The organism is Burkholderia sp. BE17, from assembly GCF_009362305.1.
In the GTDB taxonomy this organism is placed as follows: Bacteria; Pseudomonadota; Gammaproteobacteria; order Burkholderiales; family Burkholderiaceae; genus Burkholderia; species Burkholderia pyrrocinia_C.
Map to the genome: position 1 here is coordinate 75,168 of NZ_WHNU01000024.1, position 19,988 is coordinate 95,155.

The following is a 19,988-nucleotide window of genomic DNA, read 5'->3' on the forward strand; positions in this document are numbered from 1 at the left end:
CAACGCATCATAGGGAGTGCGGGGACGACCTGTCAAGCGCCCGGTCCGCCATGCGGTTGGCGTGTCAGGCCCCATGCGCTATCTTCTCGGCTGCACGATATTCCAACCGCCCATGACAACCGAAGACACTCAGAAACCCGGCGACTCCTATGTGCAGTCGTTCGCGCGCGGCCTCGCGGTGATCCGCGCGTTCGACGCGGCGCGTCCCGAGCAGACGCTCACCGAGGTCGCGTCGGCTACCGGCCTGACGCGCGCGGGCGCGCGCCGGATCCTGCTCACGCTGCAGACGCTCGGCTACGTCGACGCCGACGGCCGGCTGTTCCGGCTCACGCCGAAGATCCTCGAGCTCGGCTTCGCGTACCTGACGTCGATGCCGTTCTGGAATCTCGCCGATCCCGTGATGGAACAGTTGTCCGCGCAGATCCACGAAAGCTGCTCGGCCGCCGTGCTCGACCGCACCGAGATCGTCTACGTGCTGCGCGTGCCGACGCACAAGATCATGACGATCAACCTGTCGATCGGCAGCCGGCTGCCCGCGTACTGCACGTCGATGGGCCGCGTGCTGCTGTCCGCGCTCGACGACGCGGCGCTCGACGAAACGCTCGCGCAGAGCAACATCCGCGCGCACACGCCGCGCACGATCACGGACCTCGGCGAACTGAAGGCGACGATCGCACAGGTGCGCCAGCAAGGCTGGGCCGTGGTCGACCAGGAACTCGAAGTGGGCCTGATGTCGATCTCCGCGCCGATCCGCAACCGGCGCGGGCAGATCATCGCGGCGATGAACATCAGCGGCAACGCGCAGCGGCATACCGCGAAGCAGATGGTGAAGGAATTTCTCGGGCCGCTGCAGCAGGCCGCGCAGACGGTGTCGGAGCTGGTGGCAAGGCGCGGGTGAGTGACGGGGCGCGCATACGTAGCGGATCGTCAGGCCGCTCTGCCCGATGCAATTGTCGTATCGGCGATACGACATTCTCCGTAAAGAAAAAAAAGCGGGCAGCACAAGCTGCCCGCCAACTCTGACCCTCTTGCAACGTTCTTCTCACGGAACACGGAGCAAACTCCGCGCCGCACAATCTAGTGACGCGACGAGCCCCGGTCAATCTGACGAGAACGAAAATGCGCGGCGTCCTTCGGACATGCCGCCCGCTCACGCGCCGAGCAACATCCCCGTGCGCACCGGCACCGTGCCCGTCACGCGGCCGAGCGGCGCACCGGCCGTCACGAAACGGATCGCGCGCCGCATATAGAACACCCCATCGGTCCCGCTCGAGATTGTCGTGATCGCATCCGTCAGCGGATCGACGATGTCGAACAGCGGATCGCCGGCGCGGATCGTCGCGCCGATCGCCGCACGGTGCACCAGAATCCCGCTCACCGGCGCATATAACTGCTCGCTGCCCGCGAGCGGCGTGGCCGGCGCGGCAAGCGGCGGCAGCGGCGCGCGTTCGCGCTGCACCGCGCCGCGCCACACCAGATAGTCGACGAGCGCATCGGCATCGCGTTCCGCATATTCATACGTCACGTCGCGCTGGCCGCGGCACTCGACCGTCACGGCCACGGTGCCGGCCGCCATCGGCGTGCCGTCCGGCAAGTGCTGCCGCAACTGCGACCACAGCAGGTGATGCGCATCGTCGAACGCGTGCCCGCCGGAATCCTCGGCGAGCAGCGACACGTCCGCGCCGAGATAGCGCGCCAGCGGCTCGACCTCCGGCCACGCGGTGTCGCTCGTGTACACGTGCATCACCGCTTCGAGCGAACAATGCAGGTCGATCACGACATCGGCGTCATGCGACAGCTTCAGCAGCGCGAGCTGCAGCGCGTCGAATTCGGTGCGCGGCGCGATATCGTCGAGCGCCGCGCCGACGCATTCGTGCACGATCGCGCGATTGCGTTCGGGGTCGTCGCCGAGCCGGTCGCGCGCACGCGCAGCGATTTCCGCGAGCGGCAGGAAGCCGCGATTGAAATTGCGGCCGCTCGCGAGGTCGAAACGGCCGATGAATTGCCCGAGCAGATGATGATTGAGGCCGACCGGGTTCGCGACCGGCACGAGCACGATCTCGGCCGCGAGCCGGCCTGCCGCATCGAGCTGCGCGAGACGCTGCTTCAGCACGAACGCCGCAAGCATCGCGGGCGTCTCGTCCGCGTGCAGCGCGGCCTGCAGGTAGATCTTGCGGCCGGTATCGGCCGGCCCGAAATGAAAGCTCGTCAGCGTGCGCTGCGTGCCGATCGACGGCGACAGGAGCGGTGTGGTGCGAATCTGCATCGATGGTCTCGAACGGATGAAAGCGGAGGAATCGGGGAACCCGCCATGCACGGCGCTCAGTCGCCGTACGGGTTGAAATCGAAGTACTGCTTCGCGATCCTGTCGTAGGTGCCGTCCTTCAGCATCGACGCGATCGCGCCATCGATCGACGTCTTGAGCGCCGTATCGGACTGCCGCATGCCGATGCCGACACCGCGATCGCCCATGTCGAGCGGCGCGCCGACAAACGCAAAGCCCTTGCCGCGCGCTTGGCGCAGGAACCCGTAATCGGCTTCCACCGTACCGAGCAGCGCGGCGTCGAGCCGGCCGTTGACGAGATCGGCGAACACGTCGTCCTGGCTCTTGTACGGCACCACGCCGACGCCGGCCGGCGCCCAGTGCGCGAGCGCCCACGATTCGAACTGCGTGCCCGACTGCACGCCGACGCGCTTGCCGGCCAGCGACGCCGCCGAACTGCCGAGCCCGCTCTCGGGCCGCGCGACGAGCCGCGACTTGAAACGGAACAGCTTCGACGAGAACAGGATCTGCTTCTCGCGCTTCTCGGTGATCGCCATCGACGACAGGATCGCGTCGATCTTGCGCGCCTGCAGCGCGGGAATTATCCCGGAAAACTCGAGCTCGACCCACTGGCAGCGCAACTGCGCGCGACGGCAGATCTCGTTGCCGAGATCGACGTCGAAACCCTTCAGGCTGCCGTCGGGCGCCTTCGCGTCCATCGGCGGATAGGTCGGGTCGATGCCGAGACGCACGACATGCGCGTCGAGCGCGCCGGCGGATGTGGCCGCCAATCCGATGCACAGGGAAACGAGCGGGACGAGGAAGCGTTTCATGATCGACGGGAGGCAGGAAGAGGGGCAAACGGCATGAGCCGGACTGCCAGCGATCGTAGTGCGCACGCGCCGCCGCCGGAATCATCGGCTGCCTTATCATGATCAGCATTTCCGATCACCGGCATCGCGCTTGCCCATGGCGTTCACGCTATCCCAGCTTCGCATCTTCCAGGCCGTCGTCGAGCACGGCAGCCTGCGCGCCGCGGCGCGTGCGCTCGATCTCGCGCAAAGCGGCGTCACGCAGCAACTGCAAAGCCTCGAGGCGATGCTCGGCGCGACGCTGTTCACGCGTACCAATCGCGGGATCGTGCCGACGGCCGTCGGCCAGCGGCTGCTCGCGCGCTCCGGTTCGATCCTCGGCGAATGCGAGCAGGTCGAGCGGGAAATCCGGCAACTGAGCGGCGCATACGAAGGCACCGTCACGCTCGGTCTCGTGACCGAACCGCTGATCGACGCGTTCGCGCCCGTGCTGACCGCGTTTCGCGCGCGCTTCGACAAGGTCGACGTGCACCTGCGCACCGGCACGTCGCGGATGATGATCGGCTGGCTGCGGGAAAGTGCGATCGATTTCGCGATCTCGCACGTCGCGAAGCAGACCGACACGACCGACCTCGCGGTCACGCCGCTGCATGCGTCGGCGCCGGTGGTCGTGTGCCGCACCGGGCATCCGGCGATGCACGCGCAATCGCTCGCCGAGCTGGCCGGCTACGCGTGGGTGTCCACGCGCTCGCCGAACCTGAGCGCCGACCCGGTCGTCAACCGGCTGCTCGCATACTTCGACGCGCACGGTCAGCCGCCGCCGAAGATTCTCGCGACCGTCGAAGGCATGTTCGAGACGCTGCAGATCGTCACGCAGACCGATTCCCTCGCACTCGAAACCGAAGCCATCACGCGGCACGGCCCGTTCGCCGGCGCGCTCGCCAAGGTGCCCGTGCGCGAGCAGGCGGAATCGCAGGACGTCTGCCTGCTGCAGCGCGCGGCCGTGCCGCTGGCGCCGGCCGCGCAGGAACTCGCGACGATGCTCGCGTCGTACCTGAGGATGGTGCGCGGGCGGTAGGCGCGTCTTGCCGACGGATGCCCGTCGCCGGATGCCAGTTGCCGGATGCCCGCTACGCCGCGCGTCAGTCCATCGACTCCCGAGCCGTCTCGCGCAGCATCGCGACCGCGATCAGCGACAGCACCACGCACGCGGCCACGTAGCCGGCCGGCGCGAGCTTGCTGCCGGTCGTCTTCACGAGCCAGGTCGCGATGAGCTGCGCGGTGCCGCCGAAGATCGTCACCGCGAGCGCATACGCGATCGAGATGCCCGTCGCGCGCACATGGCGCGGCAGCGACTCGCACATCAGCGCCATCTCCGACGCCGAGCCGAGCGAATAGAACAGCAGCATCAGTGCGGTCAGCGGCAGGATCACCGACAGCGTCGGATGATGATTCATCAGCCAGAACGCCGGGAACAGCAGTACGACCAGCACGCCGCGGCCGACGAAGATCGGCACGCGCCGGCTGCCGATCCGGTCCGACAGCCAGCCGAACAACGGGCACGTGACCAGCATCACGCAGCCCGATGCGACGCCGACGAACATCGACAGCTTCATCGGCAGGCCGAGCGTATGGATCGCGTAGGTCGGCATGTAGAAAGTCAGGATGTAGGTCGACACCGTGCCGCCCATCACCGTGAGCATCAGCAGCAGCACCGTGCGCGCGTGCTTCGAGAACAGCTCGTGCAGCACGCCGCGCTCGATCGCGTGATGGCTGTCGCCGGGCGCGTCGTCCGCGAGCCGGCGGCGCAGATACATGCCGACCGGCGCGATCAGCACGCCGACGAGGAACGGCAGCCGCCAGCCCCAGCTTTCGAGCGCATCCTTCGTCATCGTGTTCGACAGCAGCGCCGCGAAGCCCGAGCCCATCAGCGCGGCGCCGCCCTGCGTCGCGAGCTGCCAGCTTGCGCGGAACGCGCGGCGCGACGCGCCGCCCTGTTCGAGCAGCGTGGTAGTCGCCGCGCCGAATTCGCCGCCCTGCGAGAAGCCCTGCATCAGTCGCGCGAACACGACGAGCAGCGGCGCGGCCATGCCCGCCTGCGCATACGTCGGCGCGATCGCGATCAGGCCCGTGCCGAGCGCCATCAGCATGATCGTCAGGTTCAGCGCGGCCTTGCGCCCCTTGCGGTCCGCGTAGACGCCGAGCACGACGCTGCCGAGCGGCCGCGTGAAGAAGCCGGCGGCGAACGTCGCGACCGACAGCAGCAGCGACGTGGTCGGATCGCTCGACGGGAAGAACAGCTTGCCGATCAGCACCGCGAAAAAGCCGTACACGGTGAAATCGAAGAATTCCAGCCAGTTGCCGATCACGGCCGCCGCGATCGCGCCGCGCCGCGTCACGGCGGGTGCGCCGGCTTCGACGGCCACCGCCGGTGCGGGGTGCAGTGCGAGATTGTCTTTCTGCATCATTCCGGTCTCCTTCTCAATACGGCCGGAAGCGCCGGCCGCGCGCCACCGCGATCACCGCCCCAGGTAACGCTCCACGAGACGCGTCCAGAACGCCGCGCCGATCGGCAGGTTGCGGTCGTTGAAGTCGTATTTCGGGTTGTGCACCATGCAGCCGTCCTCGCCTTCGCCGTTGCCGAGCCGCACGAACGAGCCCGGCCGCTGCTGCAGCATGAACGCGAAATCCTCGCTGCCCATCAGCAGGTCGGTCTGCTCGACCACGTGCGCATCGCCGACGAGCTCGCGCGCGACCTGCGCGGCGAAATCCGTTTCGGCATCCGTATTGACGACGACCGGGTAGCCTTCGATGTACTCGACATTCGCGCTCGCGCCGTAGCTCGCGGCCTGCGTTTCGGCCAGCTCGACGATGCGGCGCTTGAGCAGCGCGCGCACGTCGGGGCTGAACGAGCGCACGCTGAGTTCGAGGCGCGCGCCGTTCGGGATCACGTTGTTCGCGGTGCCCGCGTGCATCGAGCCGACCGTGACGACCGCCGGCTGCGCGGGGTCGACGTTGCGCGCGACGATCGTCTGCAACGCCATCACGATGCTCGCCGCGACGACGACCGGGTCGACCGTCAGGTGCGGCCGCGCCGCGTGGCCGCCGACGCCTTCGATCGTGATGATCGCCTTGTCGCCGGCCGACATGAACGGGCCGCGCCGCGTGAGGAATACGCCGGGCGCCGCGCCCGGATGGTTGTGCATGCCGAACACGGCGTCGCACGGGAAGCGCTCGAACAGGCCGTCGTCGATCATCTTCTTCGCGCCGCTGTCGACGCCGTGTTCTTCCGCCGGCTGGAAATACAGGTGCACGGTGCCGGAGAAATTGCGCGTCTTCGCGAGATGCTGCGCGGCGCCGAGCAGCATCGTCGTGTGGCCGTCGTGGCCGCACGCGTGCATCTTGCCGTGCGTGCCGCTCGCATACGGCAGGCCCGTCGCCTCGATGATCGGCAGCGCATCCATGTCGGCGCGAATGCCGATGCTGCGCGCGCCGTCGCCCACGCGCAGCGTGCCGACGACGCCTGTCTTGCCGACCCCGCGCGTCACCTGCCAGCCCCATTGCTCGAGCTTGTCCGCGACGAGCGCGGCCGTGTCGTGCTCCTCGTACGCGAGTTCGGGATGGTGATGGATGTGGTGACGGATCTCGCGCAGCCCGCCGGCGGCGGGCATCAGATCCTCGATTTCGGTGAAGCGGACGTCGGTGGTCATCAAGCGGCTCCTGCTGATTGTCAGCGTGTCAGCCACACGCGGACGGTGCGTGCGGGAAAGCGAGCCACTATATCGAGCCGATATCGGTTCAATAAGATGCGGAATTTTTCACCGCGATAAGGTTTATTAATCAGGGTTAATACGGGGGCGAGCGTTTATCGCGCCCCCGTCACAACGGCCGGCCGCCGATCGTCCGGCCGCTCGCGTCGGACCTGCCGCTACGCACGGCCCGCGCCGCCGCGCGAGCCGCGCATGGCCGCGCTCATTACACGCGCTTCAACGCGTCCAGCCCCTCCGGCAGCTTCGCATCCGGAAACTGCGTGGACAGCGTCGCATCCCGCCACCGCGCCGCCTCTTCCGCGCGCTGCGTTTCCGCCTGCTCGCACACGAACAGCGCATCGCCGCCGAGCAGCAGGCGCATCGGCACGTCGTCGCGACGCGACAGCTCGACGATCAGCTTCGCGATCCGCACCGGATCGCCAACCTCATGGCCGCCATACGCGCCGAGCAATTCGAGAATCGTCCCGACCGAAGGCTGGTAGTCGGGCAGCAGACCGTCGACACTGCGCTTCGCCTGCGCGGCCCATTCGGTGCGCATCCCGCCCGGCTCCAGCGTGCACACGCGTACGCCGAACGGGGCGACTTCCTTCGACAGCACGTCGCTGAACCCGCCGACCGCCCACTTCGCCGCCTGGTACGCGGACAAACCGGCCGTCGACGTGCGCCCGCCGACCGACGACACCTGGAAGATGTGGCCCGCGCGCTGCGCGCGCATCGTCGGCAGCACCGCGCGCGTCAGGTTGATCACGCCGAACAGGTTCGTTTCGATCTGGTCACGGAAGTCATCGGCGCCCATCTGCTCGAACGGCGCCGTATGGCCGTAACCCGCGTTGTTCACCAGCACGTCGATGCGGCCGAACGCTTCGCGTGCCGCCGAGACGGCCCGCGCGGCCGCCGCTTCGTCGGTGACGTCGAGCGCCACCGGCAGCAGCCGGTCGCCGTATTGCTCGGCCAGATCGGCCAGCCGCGCGGGATCGCGCGCGCCGGCCACCAGCCGGTCGCCCGCCGCCAGCACGGCTTCCGAAATCGCTCGGCCCAGGCCGCGCGCGGCCCCTGTTACCAGCCAGACCTTCGACATTTTTCCACTCCTCGAAAAGATGAAACCACGAAAATGAATGATTACTCACTCATTAATATCGACGATGCATCGATGATTCGTGCGATGCGTCGCCCTGCCTGAAACCGTGAAACCGTCCTGCCTTCCGTCGTACGGCGCACGCACCGCCTGTGCCGTCGCGACGGCCAACCCTTCCGTCACGTCGTTCGCCTCACGCTCACACGGCGTGCAGCACAGCCCACAGCGCACGAAACCCGGCTTCCCGGTACGCATCGGCCCGCGCCGGATCGCGCGCAACCGACTCCATCGCCGTTTCCGCGATCGACGTAAACAACGCCGCGCAGAAAGCGTGCGCTTCGTCGGCCGTCAGCCCGCGCGACGCGACGATCTGCTCCCGCAGCAGCGAGCGGATCGCGCCGAAGCCTTCGGCGCCGGCCGCGCGATGCGCGTCGTCGATACGCCCGCTCACGCCGAGCTGCTGCAGCGCGCGCCGCCCGTCCGGATTCGCGACACCCCACGATACATAGCCGTTCCACGCATGCCGCACGGCATGCTCCGCCGGCGCGCCTTCCGGAAACCCGGCCATCATCGCTTCGCGCATGTCGGCCTTCAGGCTCAGGTACAGCGCGTTCAGCAACGCATCCTTGGTCTCGAAGTACGTGAACACCGTGCCTTCCGCCACGCCGGCGAGCCGCGCGATGCGCGCGGTCGTCGCGGTCGCGCCGTCCTCGGCGAGCGCGCGGGCGGCGGCGGCGAGGATGGCTTCGTGCTTGTCGGGACTGCGCGGTCGGGCCACGTTCGATTCCTTTAATGAGTGAGCGCTCAATCATAATCAGGCCGTCCGACGGAACGCAAGCCCTGTTACATCTGGGGGGAACGCACACGCAATCCATCAAAACCGTGCACTATTATCGTTTTGCCGTACCGGTGCCGGCACATCGGCGCCCGATGCCTTCGACGTTCGTTTCACGTTCCCCGTTTCAAACCGCGAACCACTCATGACGAATCAGCCTACCCAGACCGCGGCCGACCGGCCCGTCGACATGATCATCTTCGGCGGCGGCGGCGACCTGGCCGCCCGCAAGCTGTTGCCCGCGCTGTACATGGCGCACCTGCACTGCAACCTTCCGCCCGAGACGCGCATCATCGCCGTCGGCCGCCGCGACTGGGGCATCGACGGCTATCGCAAGTTCATGGACGAGCAGTCGCGCCCGTTCATCGACGAGAAGGCGTTCAACGCCGACGCATGGAGCCGTTTCCTCGACCTGTTCAAGTACGTGCTGATCGACGTGAACGCGCCGGACGACTACCTGCGGCTCGCCGAAGCGGCGCGCGGCGATGCGATCCGCGTGTTCTACCTGTCGACGTCGCCGGAGCTGTTCACGACGATCTGCGACAACCTGTCGGCCGCGCACCTCGTCGACGCGCGCTCGCGCGTCGTCCTCGAAAAGCCGCTGGGCCACGATCTCGCATCCGCGAAGGCGATCAACGATGCGGTCGGCAAGCACTTCGAGGAATCGCAGATCTATCGGATCGACCACTACCTCGGCAAGGAAACCGTGCAGAACCTGATGGTGCTGCGCTTCGGCAACCCGATCTTCGGGCCGCTGTGGCAGGCGCCGAACATCCGCAGCGTGCAGATCACCGTCGCGGAAACGGTCGGCGTCGGCAGCCGCGCGGGCTTCTACGACCATACCGGCGCGCTGCGCGACATGGTGCAGAACCACCTGCTGCAGCTGCTGTGCATCGTCGCGATGGAGCCGCCCGTGTCGCTCGACCCGGACGCGGTACGCGACGAAAAGCTGAAGGTGCTGCGCTCGCTGCGGCCGATGACGCTGTCGGACGTCGCGCGCGAAACGGTGCGCGGCCAGTACACGGCCGGCGCGGTCGACGGCCAGCCGGTCAAGGGTTATCTCGAGGAAGACAACGTGCCGGCGGACAGCCGCGCGGAAACCTTCGTCGCGCTGCGCGCGCACATCAACAACTGGCGCTGGGCGAACGTGCCGTTCTTCCTGCGCACGGGCAAGCGGCTGCAGCGCCGCCAGTCGGAAATCGTGATCGAGTTCGCGGACATGCCGTTCTCGATCATCCCGACCGGCCCGCGCCATTACGGCAACCGCCTCGTGATCCAGCTCCAGCCGGAAGAATCGATCCAGTTGCAGATGCTCGCGAAGGAACCGGGCAGCGGCATGAACATGGTGCCCGTGAGCCTGAACCTCGACCTGCAGCAGGCGATTCCGGAACGGCGCGCGGAAGCGTACGAACGGCTGCTGATCGACGTGATCCGCGGCCGCCTCACGCACTTCATGCGCCGCGACGAGCTCGAAGCCGCATGGTCGTGGGTGGAGCCGATCCTCGACGGCTGGAAGCAGCTCGGCGACCGGCCGCGCCTGTATACGGCCGGCACGTTCGGGCCCGCGGCCTCGTCGGCGCTGCTCGCGCGCGACGGCATGTCCTGGTCCGAAGAGGCATAACCGCAACACGACGCGCAGCACGACGGCGTGCCGCCACGCGGCACGCCGGGCCGATCGGGGCGCATGTCCGCCACGCCTCGCCCCGCCTTCCCCCGCAAGCCGCCCGCCGCCGCTATCGCGACTCCAGCCACACGGCCTTGCGCCGCGCCGGCGCATCGCTGCCGCTACTGCCGCCGCCCAGCACCTCGATCATGTAGTCGACGAACGACGCGATCCGCGCCGAAATCGCGGTATTGCGGTAGTACACCGCATGGATCGGCTGCTCGACGTCGAGCGTCTGGCGCGCGAGCACCTGCACGAGCCGCCCCGCTTCGCGATCCTGCGCGGTCATGAAATCCGACAGGCAGACGATGCCCGCGCCGTCCAGCGCGAGCTGCCGCAGCGTCTCGCCGCTCGACGACCAGATGCCCGGCTCGATCCGGCACGGCTCGCCGTCGGTGCCGAGGATCGGCCACACGTTCAGCGATTCGGGCTGCGTGAAGCCGAGCAGCGTGTGCTTGCCGAGATCCTCGACCTTGCGCGGCTGTCCGTGCGCTTCGACATACGCGGGGCTCGCGAGGATGCGCAGCCGGCTGTTGCCGATGCGCCGGCTGTGCAGCGTCGAATCCTTCAACCGGCCGATCCGGATCGCGACGTCGGTGCGCCGCTCCAGCAGGTCGATGATCCCTTCGTTGCTGTTCAGCTCCAGCTCGACTTTCGGGAAGCGTTCGCGATAGCCGCGCACGAGCGGCACGATCACGTGCAGCATGAACGGCGTCGCGGCGTCGACGCGCAGGCGCCCCGACGGCATCTCGCGGCGCGCGAGCATCTGCTCCTCCGCGTTCTCGACCGATTCGATGATCGCGCGCGCGTCCTGCAGGAACGCGCGCCCTTCCTCGGTCAGTTCGAGCCGGCGCGTGGTCCGGCGCAGCAGCGTGGTCTTCAGCTTCTCCTCGAGCCGCGCGAGCGTGCGGCTCGCCGCCGATACGGTGAGGTCGAGCTGCTGCGCGGCGGCGGTGATCGAACCGGTGTCGACCACGGCGGCAAAGGCCTGGAGTTCGTCGAGCGTGACTTTCATTGTTGATCTGAAATCAAAACAATTTGGTTTATAGACCAGTTTTTCAGCAAAAGTAAAGGCGGCACACTGCGATCCATCCTTACTGGAACCAGGATCCCATCATGCCACTCGCCCTGCTAGCGCTGACCATCAGCGCGTTTGCCATCGGCACCACCGAATTCGTGATCGTCGGGCTGATCCCGACGATCGGCGCCGACCTCGGCGTCAGCCTGCCGTCGGCCGGCCTGCTCGTCAGCCTGTACGCGCTGAGCGTCGCCATCGGCGCGCCGCTCCTTACCGCGCTCACCGGCCGCGTGCCGCGCAAGACGCTGCTCGCCGCGCTGATGGCGCTCTTCACCGTCGGCAACCTCGTCGCATGGCAGGCGCCCGGCTACGAATCGTTGATCGTCGCGCGCATCCTCACCGGCCTCGCGCACGGCGTGTTCTTCTCGGTCGGCTCGATCATCGCGACCACGCTCGTGCCGAAGGACAAGGCGGCCAGCGCGATCGCGACGATGTTCAGCGGGATGACCGTCGCGTTCGTCGCCGGCATTCCGCTCGGCACCTTCATCGGCCAGCACTTCGGCTGGCGCGCGACGTTCCTGATCGTCGCGCTGTTCGGCCTCGTCGCGTTCCTTGGCGCGGTCGCATTCGTGCCGCGCGCCCTGCCGCAAACGCCGCCGGCGCCGCTCGCCCGCCAGCTCCGCGTGCTCGGAGAGCCGCGCCTGCTGCTCGTCTTTGCGATGACGGCCGTCGGCTACGGCGGCTCGCTGATCGCGTTCACGTACATGGCGCCGCTGCTCGAACAGATCGCCGGCTTCACGCCGTCGCAGGTCAGCCTCGTGCTCGTCGGCTACGGCCTGTCGGTCGCGGTCGGCAATGTGTGGGGCGGCAAGCTCGCGGACGCCGTCGGCCCCGTGAAGGCGCTCAAGCGGATCTTCCTGCTGCTCGCGATCGTGCTGCTCGCGCTGACCTTCACGATCCACGTCAAATGGCTCGCGGTGCTGACGATGCTCGCGTGGGGCGCGGTCGCGTTCGGCAACGTGCCCGGGCTGCAGGTGTACGTCGTCAAGCAGGCGCGCCACTTCGCGCCGGACGCCACCGACGTCGCATCGGGCTTCAACATCGCCGCGTTCAACCTCGGCGTCGCCGGCGGATCGTCGCTCGGCGGCCTGATCGTCGCGAGCGTCGGCCTCGGCCACACGCCGTGGATCGCCGCCGTCGTCACGCTCGGCGCGTTCGCGCTCACCGCACTGAGCGGCCGTCTCGACCGCCACCACGGGCTGCCGGAACGCACGGCGGAACCCGTCGAACTCGCCCATTGAACGTCACATCTTTTTGCAGGAGCTGATCAGCATGAACGCATCGACCCAGCGTCCGCCGTTCGCCGGCAAGACCTTCGAAGTCCGTTACGACGGCCTCACCGCGCTCAACGCGTACGACGAGGACGGCCGCCGCATGCGCTACGAGATCACCGAAGGCACCTACGCCGGCGCGAAGGGCGAAGTCGCCTGCACGTGGCAGCACATCGCCGGCGAGACCTACGCGATCTCGTGGCAGGAAGCCGACCGCGCGACGGTCGTGCATATCGACGATTTCGCCGCCGGCACGTCGCGCTCGTTCTTCACCGCGTCGTCGCTCGATTTCCACCGCCTCGACGGCAGCCTGCGCGCGGTCTGAACGGAGCTAGACCATGTCCACTTCACTCGACAAACTCGCCGACGGCGGCTTCAGCATCGGCATCGAACTGCCGCTCGACAACGACTGGTCGCCGGCCGGCGACGCGAAGCGCCAGCACGACGGCCGCCGCCCCGGCGTGCCGGACCTCGCCATCCACGCGGAGCTCGCGCAACTGGCCGACACGCTCGGCTTCCGCGCGCTCTGGGTGCGCGACGTGCCGGTGTACGACCCGTCGTTCGGCGACGCCGCGCAGGTGTTCGAAACGTTCTCGTATCTCGGCTACCTCGCCGGCATCACGCGCGACATCCTGCTCGGCACGGCGGCCGTCGTGCTGCCGCTGCGCGAACCGCTGCTGACGCTGAAATCGGCCGCGACGATCCAGGAACTGAGCGGCGGCCGCCTGCTGCTCGGCGTAGCGAGCGGCGACCGTCCCGTCGAATATCCGCTGTTCGGCCGCGACTTCGCATCGCGCGGCGCGAATTTCCGCGACCAGATCGCACTGCTGCGCGACGGCGCGCGCGGGCACCTGCCGCCCGGGCTGGACGTGCTGCCCGCCGCCCGTTCGCCGGTGCCGCTGCTCGTCGCAGGCCTCGCACAGCAGACGCCCGCGTGGATCGGCGAGCACATGGACGGCTGCCTCGCGTATCCGGGCACGCCGGCCGACCACGCGCAGCGCGCCGCGAACTGGCGCGCCGTAGCCGGCGACAAGCCGTACGTGAGCTTCATCCACCTCGACCTCGCGGAAGACCCGCACGAACCGCTGCAGCGGCACCGCTTCGGCGCCCGCGCGGGACGCATCGCGCTGACCGAAGAACTCGCTGCGATGCGCGACGCCGGCGTGCGGCACATCGGCCTGCATTTCCGCCGCAACCGCCGTCCGCTCGACGAGACGATGGCCGAGATCGCAGCGGAGGTGCTGCCTGCGTTCCATGCGAATGCGAACACGAGCGCGAGCGCGCAAACACGCGTCGCATAAGGCCGGCACCAGCCCGCCGCGGGCCCGGCTCACAACCGATATTTGAATTTTAATCAAATATTTTTGACCTCTAAAGGCGTTTATCTCATCAGTCTCAAACGCCAGAATGACTCGCATACCGCAACCGTTCCCCTCTCCCAGGAGCACACGATGAGCAAGATTCCCGCATTCGGCCTCGGCACTTTCCGCCTGCAAGGCCAGGTCGTGATCGACTCGGTCCGCAACGGCCTCGAGGTCGGCTACCGCGCGATCGACACCGCGCAGATCTACGGCAACGAAGCCGAGGTCGGCGAAGCGATCGCCGCATCGGGCGTGCGCCGCGAGGACCTGTTCCTGACCACCAAGATCTGGGTCGACAACTACGCGCCGGAAAAGCTGGTGCCGAGCCTCGAAGAAAGCCTGCGCAAGCTGCGCACCGACCATGTCGACCTGACGCTGATCCACTGGCCGGCCCCGGACAACGGCGTCGCGCTCGACACGTTCATGACCGCGCTGGCCGACGCGAAGGAAAAGGGCCTCACGCGCCGGATCGGCATCTCGAACTTCAACATCGAACTGACGAAGGAAGCGATCGCGGCCGTCGGCAAGGATGTGATCGCGACGAACCAGATCGAACTGAGCCCGTACCTGCAGAACCGCAAGCTCGTCGAGTTCCTAAACCGCGAAGGCATCCACGTGACGTCGTACATGACGCTCGCGTACGGCAAGGTGCTCGGCGACCCGGTGATCGGCGCGATCGCGCAACGTCACGACGCGACGCCCGCACAGGTCGCACTCGCGTGGGCGCTGCAGCTCGGCTACTCGGTGATTCCGTCGTCGACGAAGCGCGAGAACCTCGCGAGCAACCTGCTCGCGCAGACGCTGCGCCTGACCGCTGACGACATGGCGCAGATCGCCGCGCTCGACCGCAACGGCCGCGAAGTCGACCCGGCCGGCCTCGCGCCGAAGTGGGACTGACGCGCCGCCCGCCATTCGACATTTGACCCGTCCGCGGCCAGCCGGCCGCGGCACCGACAGGACATCATCATGACCCAGGACCCGCTTTTCCAACCGCTGCGACTCGGCGCACTGACGCTGCCGAACCGCATCGTGATGCCGCCGATGACGCGTTCGCGCGCGAGCCAGCCCGGCGACGAAGCCAACGAACTGATGGCCGCGTATTACGCGCAGCGCGCGAGCGCGGGCCTGATCGTCAGCGAAGGCACCTATATCGCGCCGCTCGGCAAGGGCTACGCGTGGACGCCCGGCATTCACACGCCGTCGCAGGTCGCCGGCTGGCGCAAGGTGACGGACGCCGTGCATGCCGCGCACGGCCGCATCTTCGCGCAGCTGTGGCACGTCGGCCGGCTGAGCCACACGAGCCTGCTCGGCGGCCGGCAACCCGTGTCGTCGTCGCCGATCCAGGCGAAGGGCGTGAACGTGTTCATCGCCGGCGAAGACGGCAGCACGCCGGGCTTCGTGCAGGCGTCCGAGCCGCGCGCGCTGACGGTCGACGAAATCCGCGAGATCGTCGGCCAGTACCGCGCCGCCGCGCGCCACGCGATCGAAGCCGGCTTCGACGGCGTCGAGCTGCACGGCGCGAACGGCTATCTCGTGAACCAGTTCATCGACTCGAACGCGAACACGCGCACCGACGCGTACGGCGGCTCGCTGGAAAACCGGCTGGGCTTCCCGCGCGAAGTCGCGCAGGCGCTGATCGAAGGCACCGGCGACGCATCGCGCGTCGGCATCCGCCTCGCGCCGCTGACCACGCTGAACGGCTGCGTCGACGACGATCCGGAAACGACCTACCTCGCTGCCGCGAAGCTGCTCGGCGAACTCGGCGTCGGCTACCTGCACATCGCGGAAGCCGACTGGGACGACGCACCGCTGATGCCGGTCGAATTCAAGCGGCAACTGCGCGCCGCGTACCCGGGCGTGCTGATCTACGCCGGTGCATACACCGCCGAGCGCGCGCGCGAAGCGATCGCCGCCGGCTGGGCCGACCTCGTCGCATTCGGCCGCCCGTTCGTCGCGAACCCCGACCTGCCCGAGCGCCTGCGCACCGGCGCCTCGCTCACGCCGCACGACCGCAACACGCTGTTCGGCGGCGGTGCGCAAGGCCTGACCGACTATCCGACGCTCGCGCAAGCCGCCGCGTGAACGATCCGCAGGAGTCCGACATGAGAATCACGCTCCCTTCCCGCCTGGGTTTCGGCACGGCGCCGCTGGGCAACATGTATCGCGACATCCCGAACGAAGAAGCACTGGCGACGGTCGACACGGCCTGGGAAAGCGGTATCCGCTACTTCGACGCCGCTCCGCTGTACGGCGCGGGCCTCGCCGAGCTGCGCCTCGGCGAAGCGCTCGCAGGCCGTCCGCGCGATGAATATTCGCTCGGCACCAAGGTCGGCCGGCTGGTCCTCGACGAACACGAGGACGCGTCGCAGCGCGATCTCGGCGAAAAGGGCGGCCTGTTCCGCCACGGCCTGCCGAACAAGATCGTCTACGACTACACCGAGGACGGCACGCTGCGCTCGATCGAAGCGAGCCTCGAGCGGCTGCGCACCGACCGGCTCGACACCGTGTGGATCCACGATCCGGCCATCGACTTCCACGGCGAGCGCTGGCTCGACGTGTTCGACGTCGCGATGTCGGGCGCGGCGAAAGCGCTCACGCGGCTGCGCGACGAAAAGGTCATCAAGGGTTGGGGCCTCGGCGTGAACCGCGTCGAGCCGTGCGAGCTCGCACTCGAACGCTCGGATCCCGACGGCTTCCTGCTGGCCGGCCGCTACACGCTGCTCGACCATGCGGGCGCGCTTGAACGGCTGATGCCGGAAAGCGTCGCGCGCGGGCTCGGCATCATCGTCGGCGGTCCGTACAACTCCGGCGTGCTCGCCGGCGGCACCCACTTCGAGTATCAGCCGGCGACGCAGGACATGCTCGATCGCGTCGCGCGCATCCGGCAGATCAGCGAACGCTTCGGCGTCGATGTTCGTGCGGTGGCGCTGCAGTTCTCGCTCGCGCACCCTGCCGTCGCCGCCGTGATCCCCGGCGCGAGCCGGCCCGATCGCATCGACGAGAACCTGCGGCTTGCCGCGGCGCCGATTCCGTCCGAACTGTGGGACGCGCTGAAGGCCGAACGCCTGATCGCCGAGCACGCGCCGACGCCGGCCGGCGCGGCCTGAGCCGCTTCCGCGCGACCGCCGCGACGAGCGGCCGCGCACATCCGCTCCCACGCAATCGCGGCGACTATCGCCGCGATTGCCATTTCCGAATTGCAGCCTGCGCAATCGGCGTCTAGCGTTTACAGGATCGACTCCGCACGACCGTCACCCGACCTGAAAGGACGCCCCGCCATGCCAAGCCGCTCCCCGAAACGCGACATGCTGCTGGCCCTCGCGGCCGGCCTTTCCTTCTCGGCTTTCACGTTGCCGGCTTACGCCGACGATGCGGCCGGTCTCGCGCCGCCCGAGCCTGCGACGCCCCTGCTGTCGACGACCGCGACCGGCGTGCAGATCTACGCATGCGAATACGACAATGAACACCGGCTCGCGTGGGCGCTCCAGCGCCCGGAGGCGACGCTGTTCGACGCCGGCGGCACGCTCGTCGTCCGGCACGGCGCGGGGCCGTCGTGGGAAGCGCTCGACGGCAGCCGCATTACCGGCAAGAAACTCGCGGAAGCGCCGAGCGCACGCGCGAACAGCATTCCGCAACTGCTGCTCGCCGCGACGCCGGCCGCAACCGGCACGCTGACCGGCGTGCGCTTCGTGCAGCGGCTCGATACCGCGGGCGGCACGCCGCCGGCCGCGACGTGTGCGACCGAGCATGCGATCGGCCGCTTTCCGTATTTCGCACGATACGTGTTCCTGAAGTAACGCACGGCGGCGTCTCCAAGCGCGGACGCCGCCTTCAGGTTGCTCGCAGTCCGTCCATCTGATCAGTTATCCTGCATTTATGGATCGGACACCCAGCGTCTTCTTCGTCGTCGTTCCGGCTACGAAATGATGCGCGCGCGTCAGCGTATCCGCATCGACAGCTCGACATCGCCGCCGAACGGCACCGACAGATAGCCGTTTTCCGGCGCGCGCACGTGAGCAAGGTAGTCGGGACTGTATTCCGCGTTGTCGGCAACGACGAACGCACCCGCCCCGAGCCGCGGTTCGACCAGCGCGAGTATCTCGGGATACAGCGCCTTCGCGCCATCGAGCAGCAGCAGGTCGACCGTTTCGGGCAGATCGGCCGCCAGCGTGCGCAGCGCATCGCCTTCGCGAATCTCCACGAGATCGGCGAGCCCGGCGGCCGTCAGGTTCGCCCGCGCGCGCACGACCTTCGACGGCTCGAACTCGCTCGTGATCAACCGGCCGCCGCCGTTGTCGCGCAGCGCGGCCGCGAGATGCAGCGTCGAAATGCCGAACGACGTGCCGAATTCGACGATCGCCCGCGCGCCGCTGCTGCGCGCGAGCATGTACAGCAGCGTGCCCGTGTCGCGCGATACGGCAAGCGGATAGTCCTTCAGGCGCGCATAGAAATCGGTGTAGTCGGTCTTGCTGCGCATCAGCCGCGCGTGCTCGTCGTGCGACAGGTCGGCAAAGTCCGGGCTCGTCGCGGGCGACGACGCGTCGGCCTCGTCGAACAGGCGCTCCAGCAGCGAGGCAAGCGGGTCGAGAATCAGGGTGGTCATGCGAATCTCCGGGATCGGGTTGAGTGCGTCGTTGCACCCGATTAGAATATGACGAACTATTCAGGTTTCACTATTCGCATTGGCAGACCGCTCATGACCGACCGCCGAAACACCCGGATCGCCACGCGCAAACAGCCCCAGCAGGCCCGCTCGACGCGTCTCGTCGAAGACGTCCTCCAGGCCGCTGTTCAGGTTTTGGCGAGCGAAGGCGCGCAGCGTTTCACGATGGCGCGCGTCGCCGAGCGCGCCGGCGTGAGCGTCGGCTCGCTGTACCAGTACTTCCCGAACAAGGCGGCCGTGCTGTTCCGGCTGCAGCACGACGAATGGCGGCAGACCTCCGAGATGCTGCGCGCAATGCTGGAGGACGCGCGTCAAACGCCACTCGAGCGGCTGCGCACGGCCGTCCACGCGTTCATCCGCTCGGAATGCGACGAGGCGCGCATGCGCATCGCGCTCGACGACGCCGCGCCGCTCTATCGCGACGCGCCCGAGGCACAGGAAGCGAAGGCGGCCGGCAACCGCATCTTCCAGACGTTCATGCGAGAGGCGCTGCCCGATGCGCCGGATGCCGCACGCGCGCTCGCATGCGACCTGATCACCACCACGCTCGCCACGGCCGGCAAGGCGTTTTCGGAAAGCGAGCGCACGCTCGCGGAAATCGACGCGTATTCGGCGGCCATGAGCGACATGTTTTGCGCGTACCTCGAGCGTCTCGCCCACAACTGATGCCTGGACGGGAGCGAGATCCGCACACGCGCGACGCGCCGTATCGTCCGGATGCAGGTAGCGCGCAGCGCGCGAACCACCGCGTGCGCAGCCGCTTCCGCCAGCGTTCCCGGCCACGACGAAAGACTTTCGTAATACTCGATGCGCCACCCGCTTCCGCCCCGCCCGCCGACGCCGCATTCAAATAGTCGCGTTAACGGATTCGAACTAGGCGTATACACGCGTTCCGGCACGACGAAGCCCCGTTTCACGCCGATATAAGCGCTGCGACATGCGCTGCATGCTCTTCCTCCAATGGGACGTGATGGGCGGTTCGCCTAACCTTCGCTACGGCAAAGCACACGTGACGGGGTCGACCACACCGCGCGTCGTACGACGCGACTCGCTCGCGATCGTTTCGATCCGCGCGTAGCGACACGGATCGTGCGTCATTCGTCCCCACGACGTTGCCGACAATTCCAACCAGATTCGAGACACCCTGACGACGGCTCGCTACGGGCCGTTTCAGCATGCTGATAAAGGAGCAAGCTC

Annotated in this window: 19 protein-coding genes; 11 read left to right on the forward strand and 8 right to left on the reverse strand. The window is 67.9% G+C overall.

Annotated features, from left to right (window positions below; translation table 11 throughout):
• Nucleotides 1–112: 112 nt before the first annotated feature.
• Nucleotides 113–898 (forward strand): IclR family transcriptional regulator, encoded by a 786-nt coding sequence (locus GD429_RS21250; protein ID WP_034181732.1) that lies wholly within the window; start codon nucleotides 113–115, stop codon nucleotides 896–898.
• Nucleotides 899–1,150: 252 nt separating this feature from the next.
• Here the strand turns inward: GD429_RS21250 and GD429_RS21255 are convergent, their stop codons facing one another.
• Together GD429_RS21255 and GD429_RS21260 are read right to left on the reverse strand one after the other, a co-directional pair.
• Nucleotides 1,151–2,266, reverse strand: coding sequence for a succinylglutamate desuccinylase/aspartoacylase family protein (locus GD429_RS21255; RefSeq protein ID WP_152859606.1), 1,116 nt, complete (start codon nucleotides 2,264–2,266; stop codon nucleotides 1,151–1,153).
• Nucleotides 2,267–2,322: 56 nt separating this feature from the next.
• Nucleotides 2,323–3,096, reverse strand: a complete 774-nt coding sequence (locus tag GD429_RS21260; protein ID WP_152859608.1) for a transporter substrate-binding domain-containing protein — start codon at nucleotides 3,094–3,096, stop codon at nucleotides 2,323–2,325.
• Between the two features lie 136 nt (nucleotides 3,097–3,232).
• On the opposite strand from GD429_RS21260, the gene GD429_RS21265 reads away from it, so the two are divergent.
• On the forward strand, nucleotides 3,233–4,153 hold the full coding sequence (locus tag GD429_RS21265) for a LysR family transcriptional regulator (RefSeq protein WP_152859609.1): 921 nt from the start codon (nucleotides 3,233–3,235) through the stop codon (nucleotides 4,151–4,153).
• A gap of 64 nt (nucleotides 4,154–4,217) precedes the next feature.
• Here the strand turns inward: GD429_RS21265 and GD429_RS21270 are convergent, their stop codons facing one another.
• From GD429_RS21270 to GD429_RS21285, 4 genes are all read right to left on the reverse strand, one after another.
• Nucleotides 4,218–5,540 carry an MFS transporter gene (locus tag GD429_RS21270; RefSeq protein ID WP_152859683.1) on the reverse strand — a complete coding sequence of 441 codons (1,323 nt, stop codon included), beginning with the start codon at nucleotides 5,538–5,540 and terminating at the stop codon, nucleotides 4,218–4,220.
• Between the two features lie 54 nt (nucleotides 5,541–5,594).
• Nucleotides 5,595–6,785, reverse strand: coding sequence for a M20 aminoacylase family protein (locus tag GD429_RS21275; protein WP_152859611.1), 1,191 nt, complete (start codon nucleotides 6,783–6,785; stop codon nucleotides 5,595–5,597).
• A gap of 265 nt (nucleotides 6,786–7,050) precedes the next feature.
• Entirely contained in the window at nucleotides 7,051–7,923 is an 873-nt protein-coding gene (locus GD429_RS21280) for an SDR family NAD(P)-dependent oxidoreductase (protein ID WP_152859613.1), read from the reverse strand.
• A gap of 196 nt (nucleotides 7,924–8,119) precedes the next feature.
• A complete protein-coding gene (locus GD429_RS21285) occupies nucleotides 8,120–8,698 on the reverse strand; it encodes a TetR/AcrR family transcriptional regulator (protein WP_321574757.1) in 579 nt (192 codons plus the stop codon).
• Nucleotides 8,699–8,900: 202 nt separating this feature from the next.
• Here GD429_RS21285 and zwf point away from each other — a divergent pair, with 202 nt between their 5' ends.
• Nucleotides 8,901–10,376 carry a glucose-6-phosphate dehydrogenase gene (gene zwf, locus GD429_RS21290; RefSeq protein WP_152859617.1) on the forward strand — a complete coding sequence of 492 codons (1,476 nt, stop codon included), beginning with the start codon at nucleotides 8,901–8,903 and terminating at the stop codon, nucleotides 10,374–10,376.
• 112 nt (nucleotides 10,377–10,488) lie between these two features.
• On the opposite strand, the gene GD429_RS21295 is transcribed toward zwf, so the two are convergent.
• Nucleotides 10,489–11,433 carry a LysR family transcriptional regulator gene (locus tag GD429_RS21295; RefSeq protein WP_152859619.1) on the reverse strand — a complete coding sequence of 315 codons (945 nt, stop codon included), beginning with the start codon at nucleotides 11,431–11,433 and terminating at the stop codon, nucleotides 10,489–10,491.
• Nucleotides 11,434–11,534: 101 nt separating this feature from the next.
• On the opposite strand from GD429_RS21295, the gene GD429_RS21300 reads away from it, so the two are divergent.
• The 7 genes from GD429_RS21300 to GD429_RS21330 all read left to right on the forward strand — a co-directional run bounded on the left by GD429_RS21300 (nucleotide 11,535) and on the right by GD429_RS21330 (nucleotide 17,925).
• Complete coding sequence (locus GD429_RS21300; RefSeq protein ID WP_152859621.1) at nucleotides 11,535–12,737, forward strand: MFS transporter; 1,203 nt, start codon at nucleotides 11,535–11,537, stop codon at nucleotides 12,735–12,737.
• Nucleotides 12,738–12,768: 31 nt separating this feature from the next.
• A complete protein-coding gene (locus tag GD429_RS21305) occupies nucleotides 12,769–13,092 on the forward strand; it encodes a MoaF-related domain-containing protein (protein ID WP_152859623.1) in 324 nt (107 codons plus the stop codon).
• Between the two features lie 13 nt (nucleotides 13,093–13,105).
• On the forward strand, nucleotides 13,106–14,068 hold the full coding sequence (locus GD429_RS21310) for an LLM class oxidoreductase (RefSeq protein WP_152859625.1): 963 nt from the start codon (nucleotides 13,106–13,108) through the stop codon (nucleotides 14,066–14,068).
• Between the two features lie 150 nt (nucleotides 14,069–14,218).
• Entirely contained in the window at nucleotides 14,219–15,025 is an 807-nt protein-coding gene (gene dkgB, locus GD429_RS21315; RefSeq protein WP_152859627.1) for a 2,5-didehydrogluconate reductase DkgB, read from the forward strand.
• Nucleotides 15,026–15,094: 69 nt separating this feature from the next.
• Entirely contained in the window at nucleotides 15,095–16,210 is a 1,116-nt protein-coding gene (locus GD429_RS21320; RefSeq protein WP_152859629.1) for an alkene reductase, read from the forward strand.
• Between the two features lie 20 nt (nucleotides 16,211–16,230).
• Nucleotides 16,231–17,235, forward strand: a complete 1,005-nt coding sequence (locus GD429_RS21325) for an aldo/keto reductase (protein ID WP_152859631.1) — start codon at nucleotides 16,231–16,233, stop codon at nucleotides 17,233–17,235.
• 171 nt (nucleotides 17,236–17,406) lie between these two features.
• Nucleotides 17,407–17,925 (forward strand): DUF3455 domain-containing protein, encoded by a 519-nt coding sequence (locus GD429_RS21330; protein WP_152859633.1) that lies wholly within the window; start codon nucleotides 17,407–17,409, stop codon nucleotides 17,923–17,925.
• A 140-nt stretch (nucleotides 17,926–18,065) separates the two neighbouring features.
• Here GD429_RS21330 and GD429_RS21335 read toward each other — a convergent pair whose 3' ends face one another.
• Nucleotides 18,066–18,731: an O-methyltransferase gene (locus GD429_RS21335; protein WP_152859635.1), complete on the reverse strand. Its 666-nt coding sequence runs from the start codon at nucleotides 18,729–18,731 to the stop codon at nucleotides 18,066–18,068.
• 93 nt (nucleotides 18,732–18,824) lie between these two features.
• On the opposite strand from GD429_RS21335, the gene GD429_RS21340 reads away from it, so the two are divergent.
• Complete coding sequence (locus GD429_RS21340) at nucleotides 18,825–19,457, forward strand: TetR family transcriptional regulator (RefSeq protein ID WP_227791699.1); 633 nt, start codon at nucleotides 18,825–18,827, stop codon at nucleotides 19,455–19,457.
• The last annotated feature ends 531 nt before the right edge of the window (nucleotides 19,458–19,988 follow it).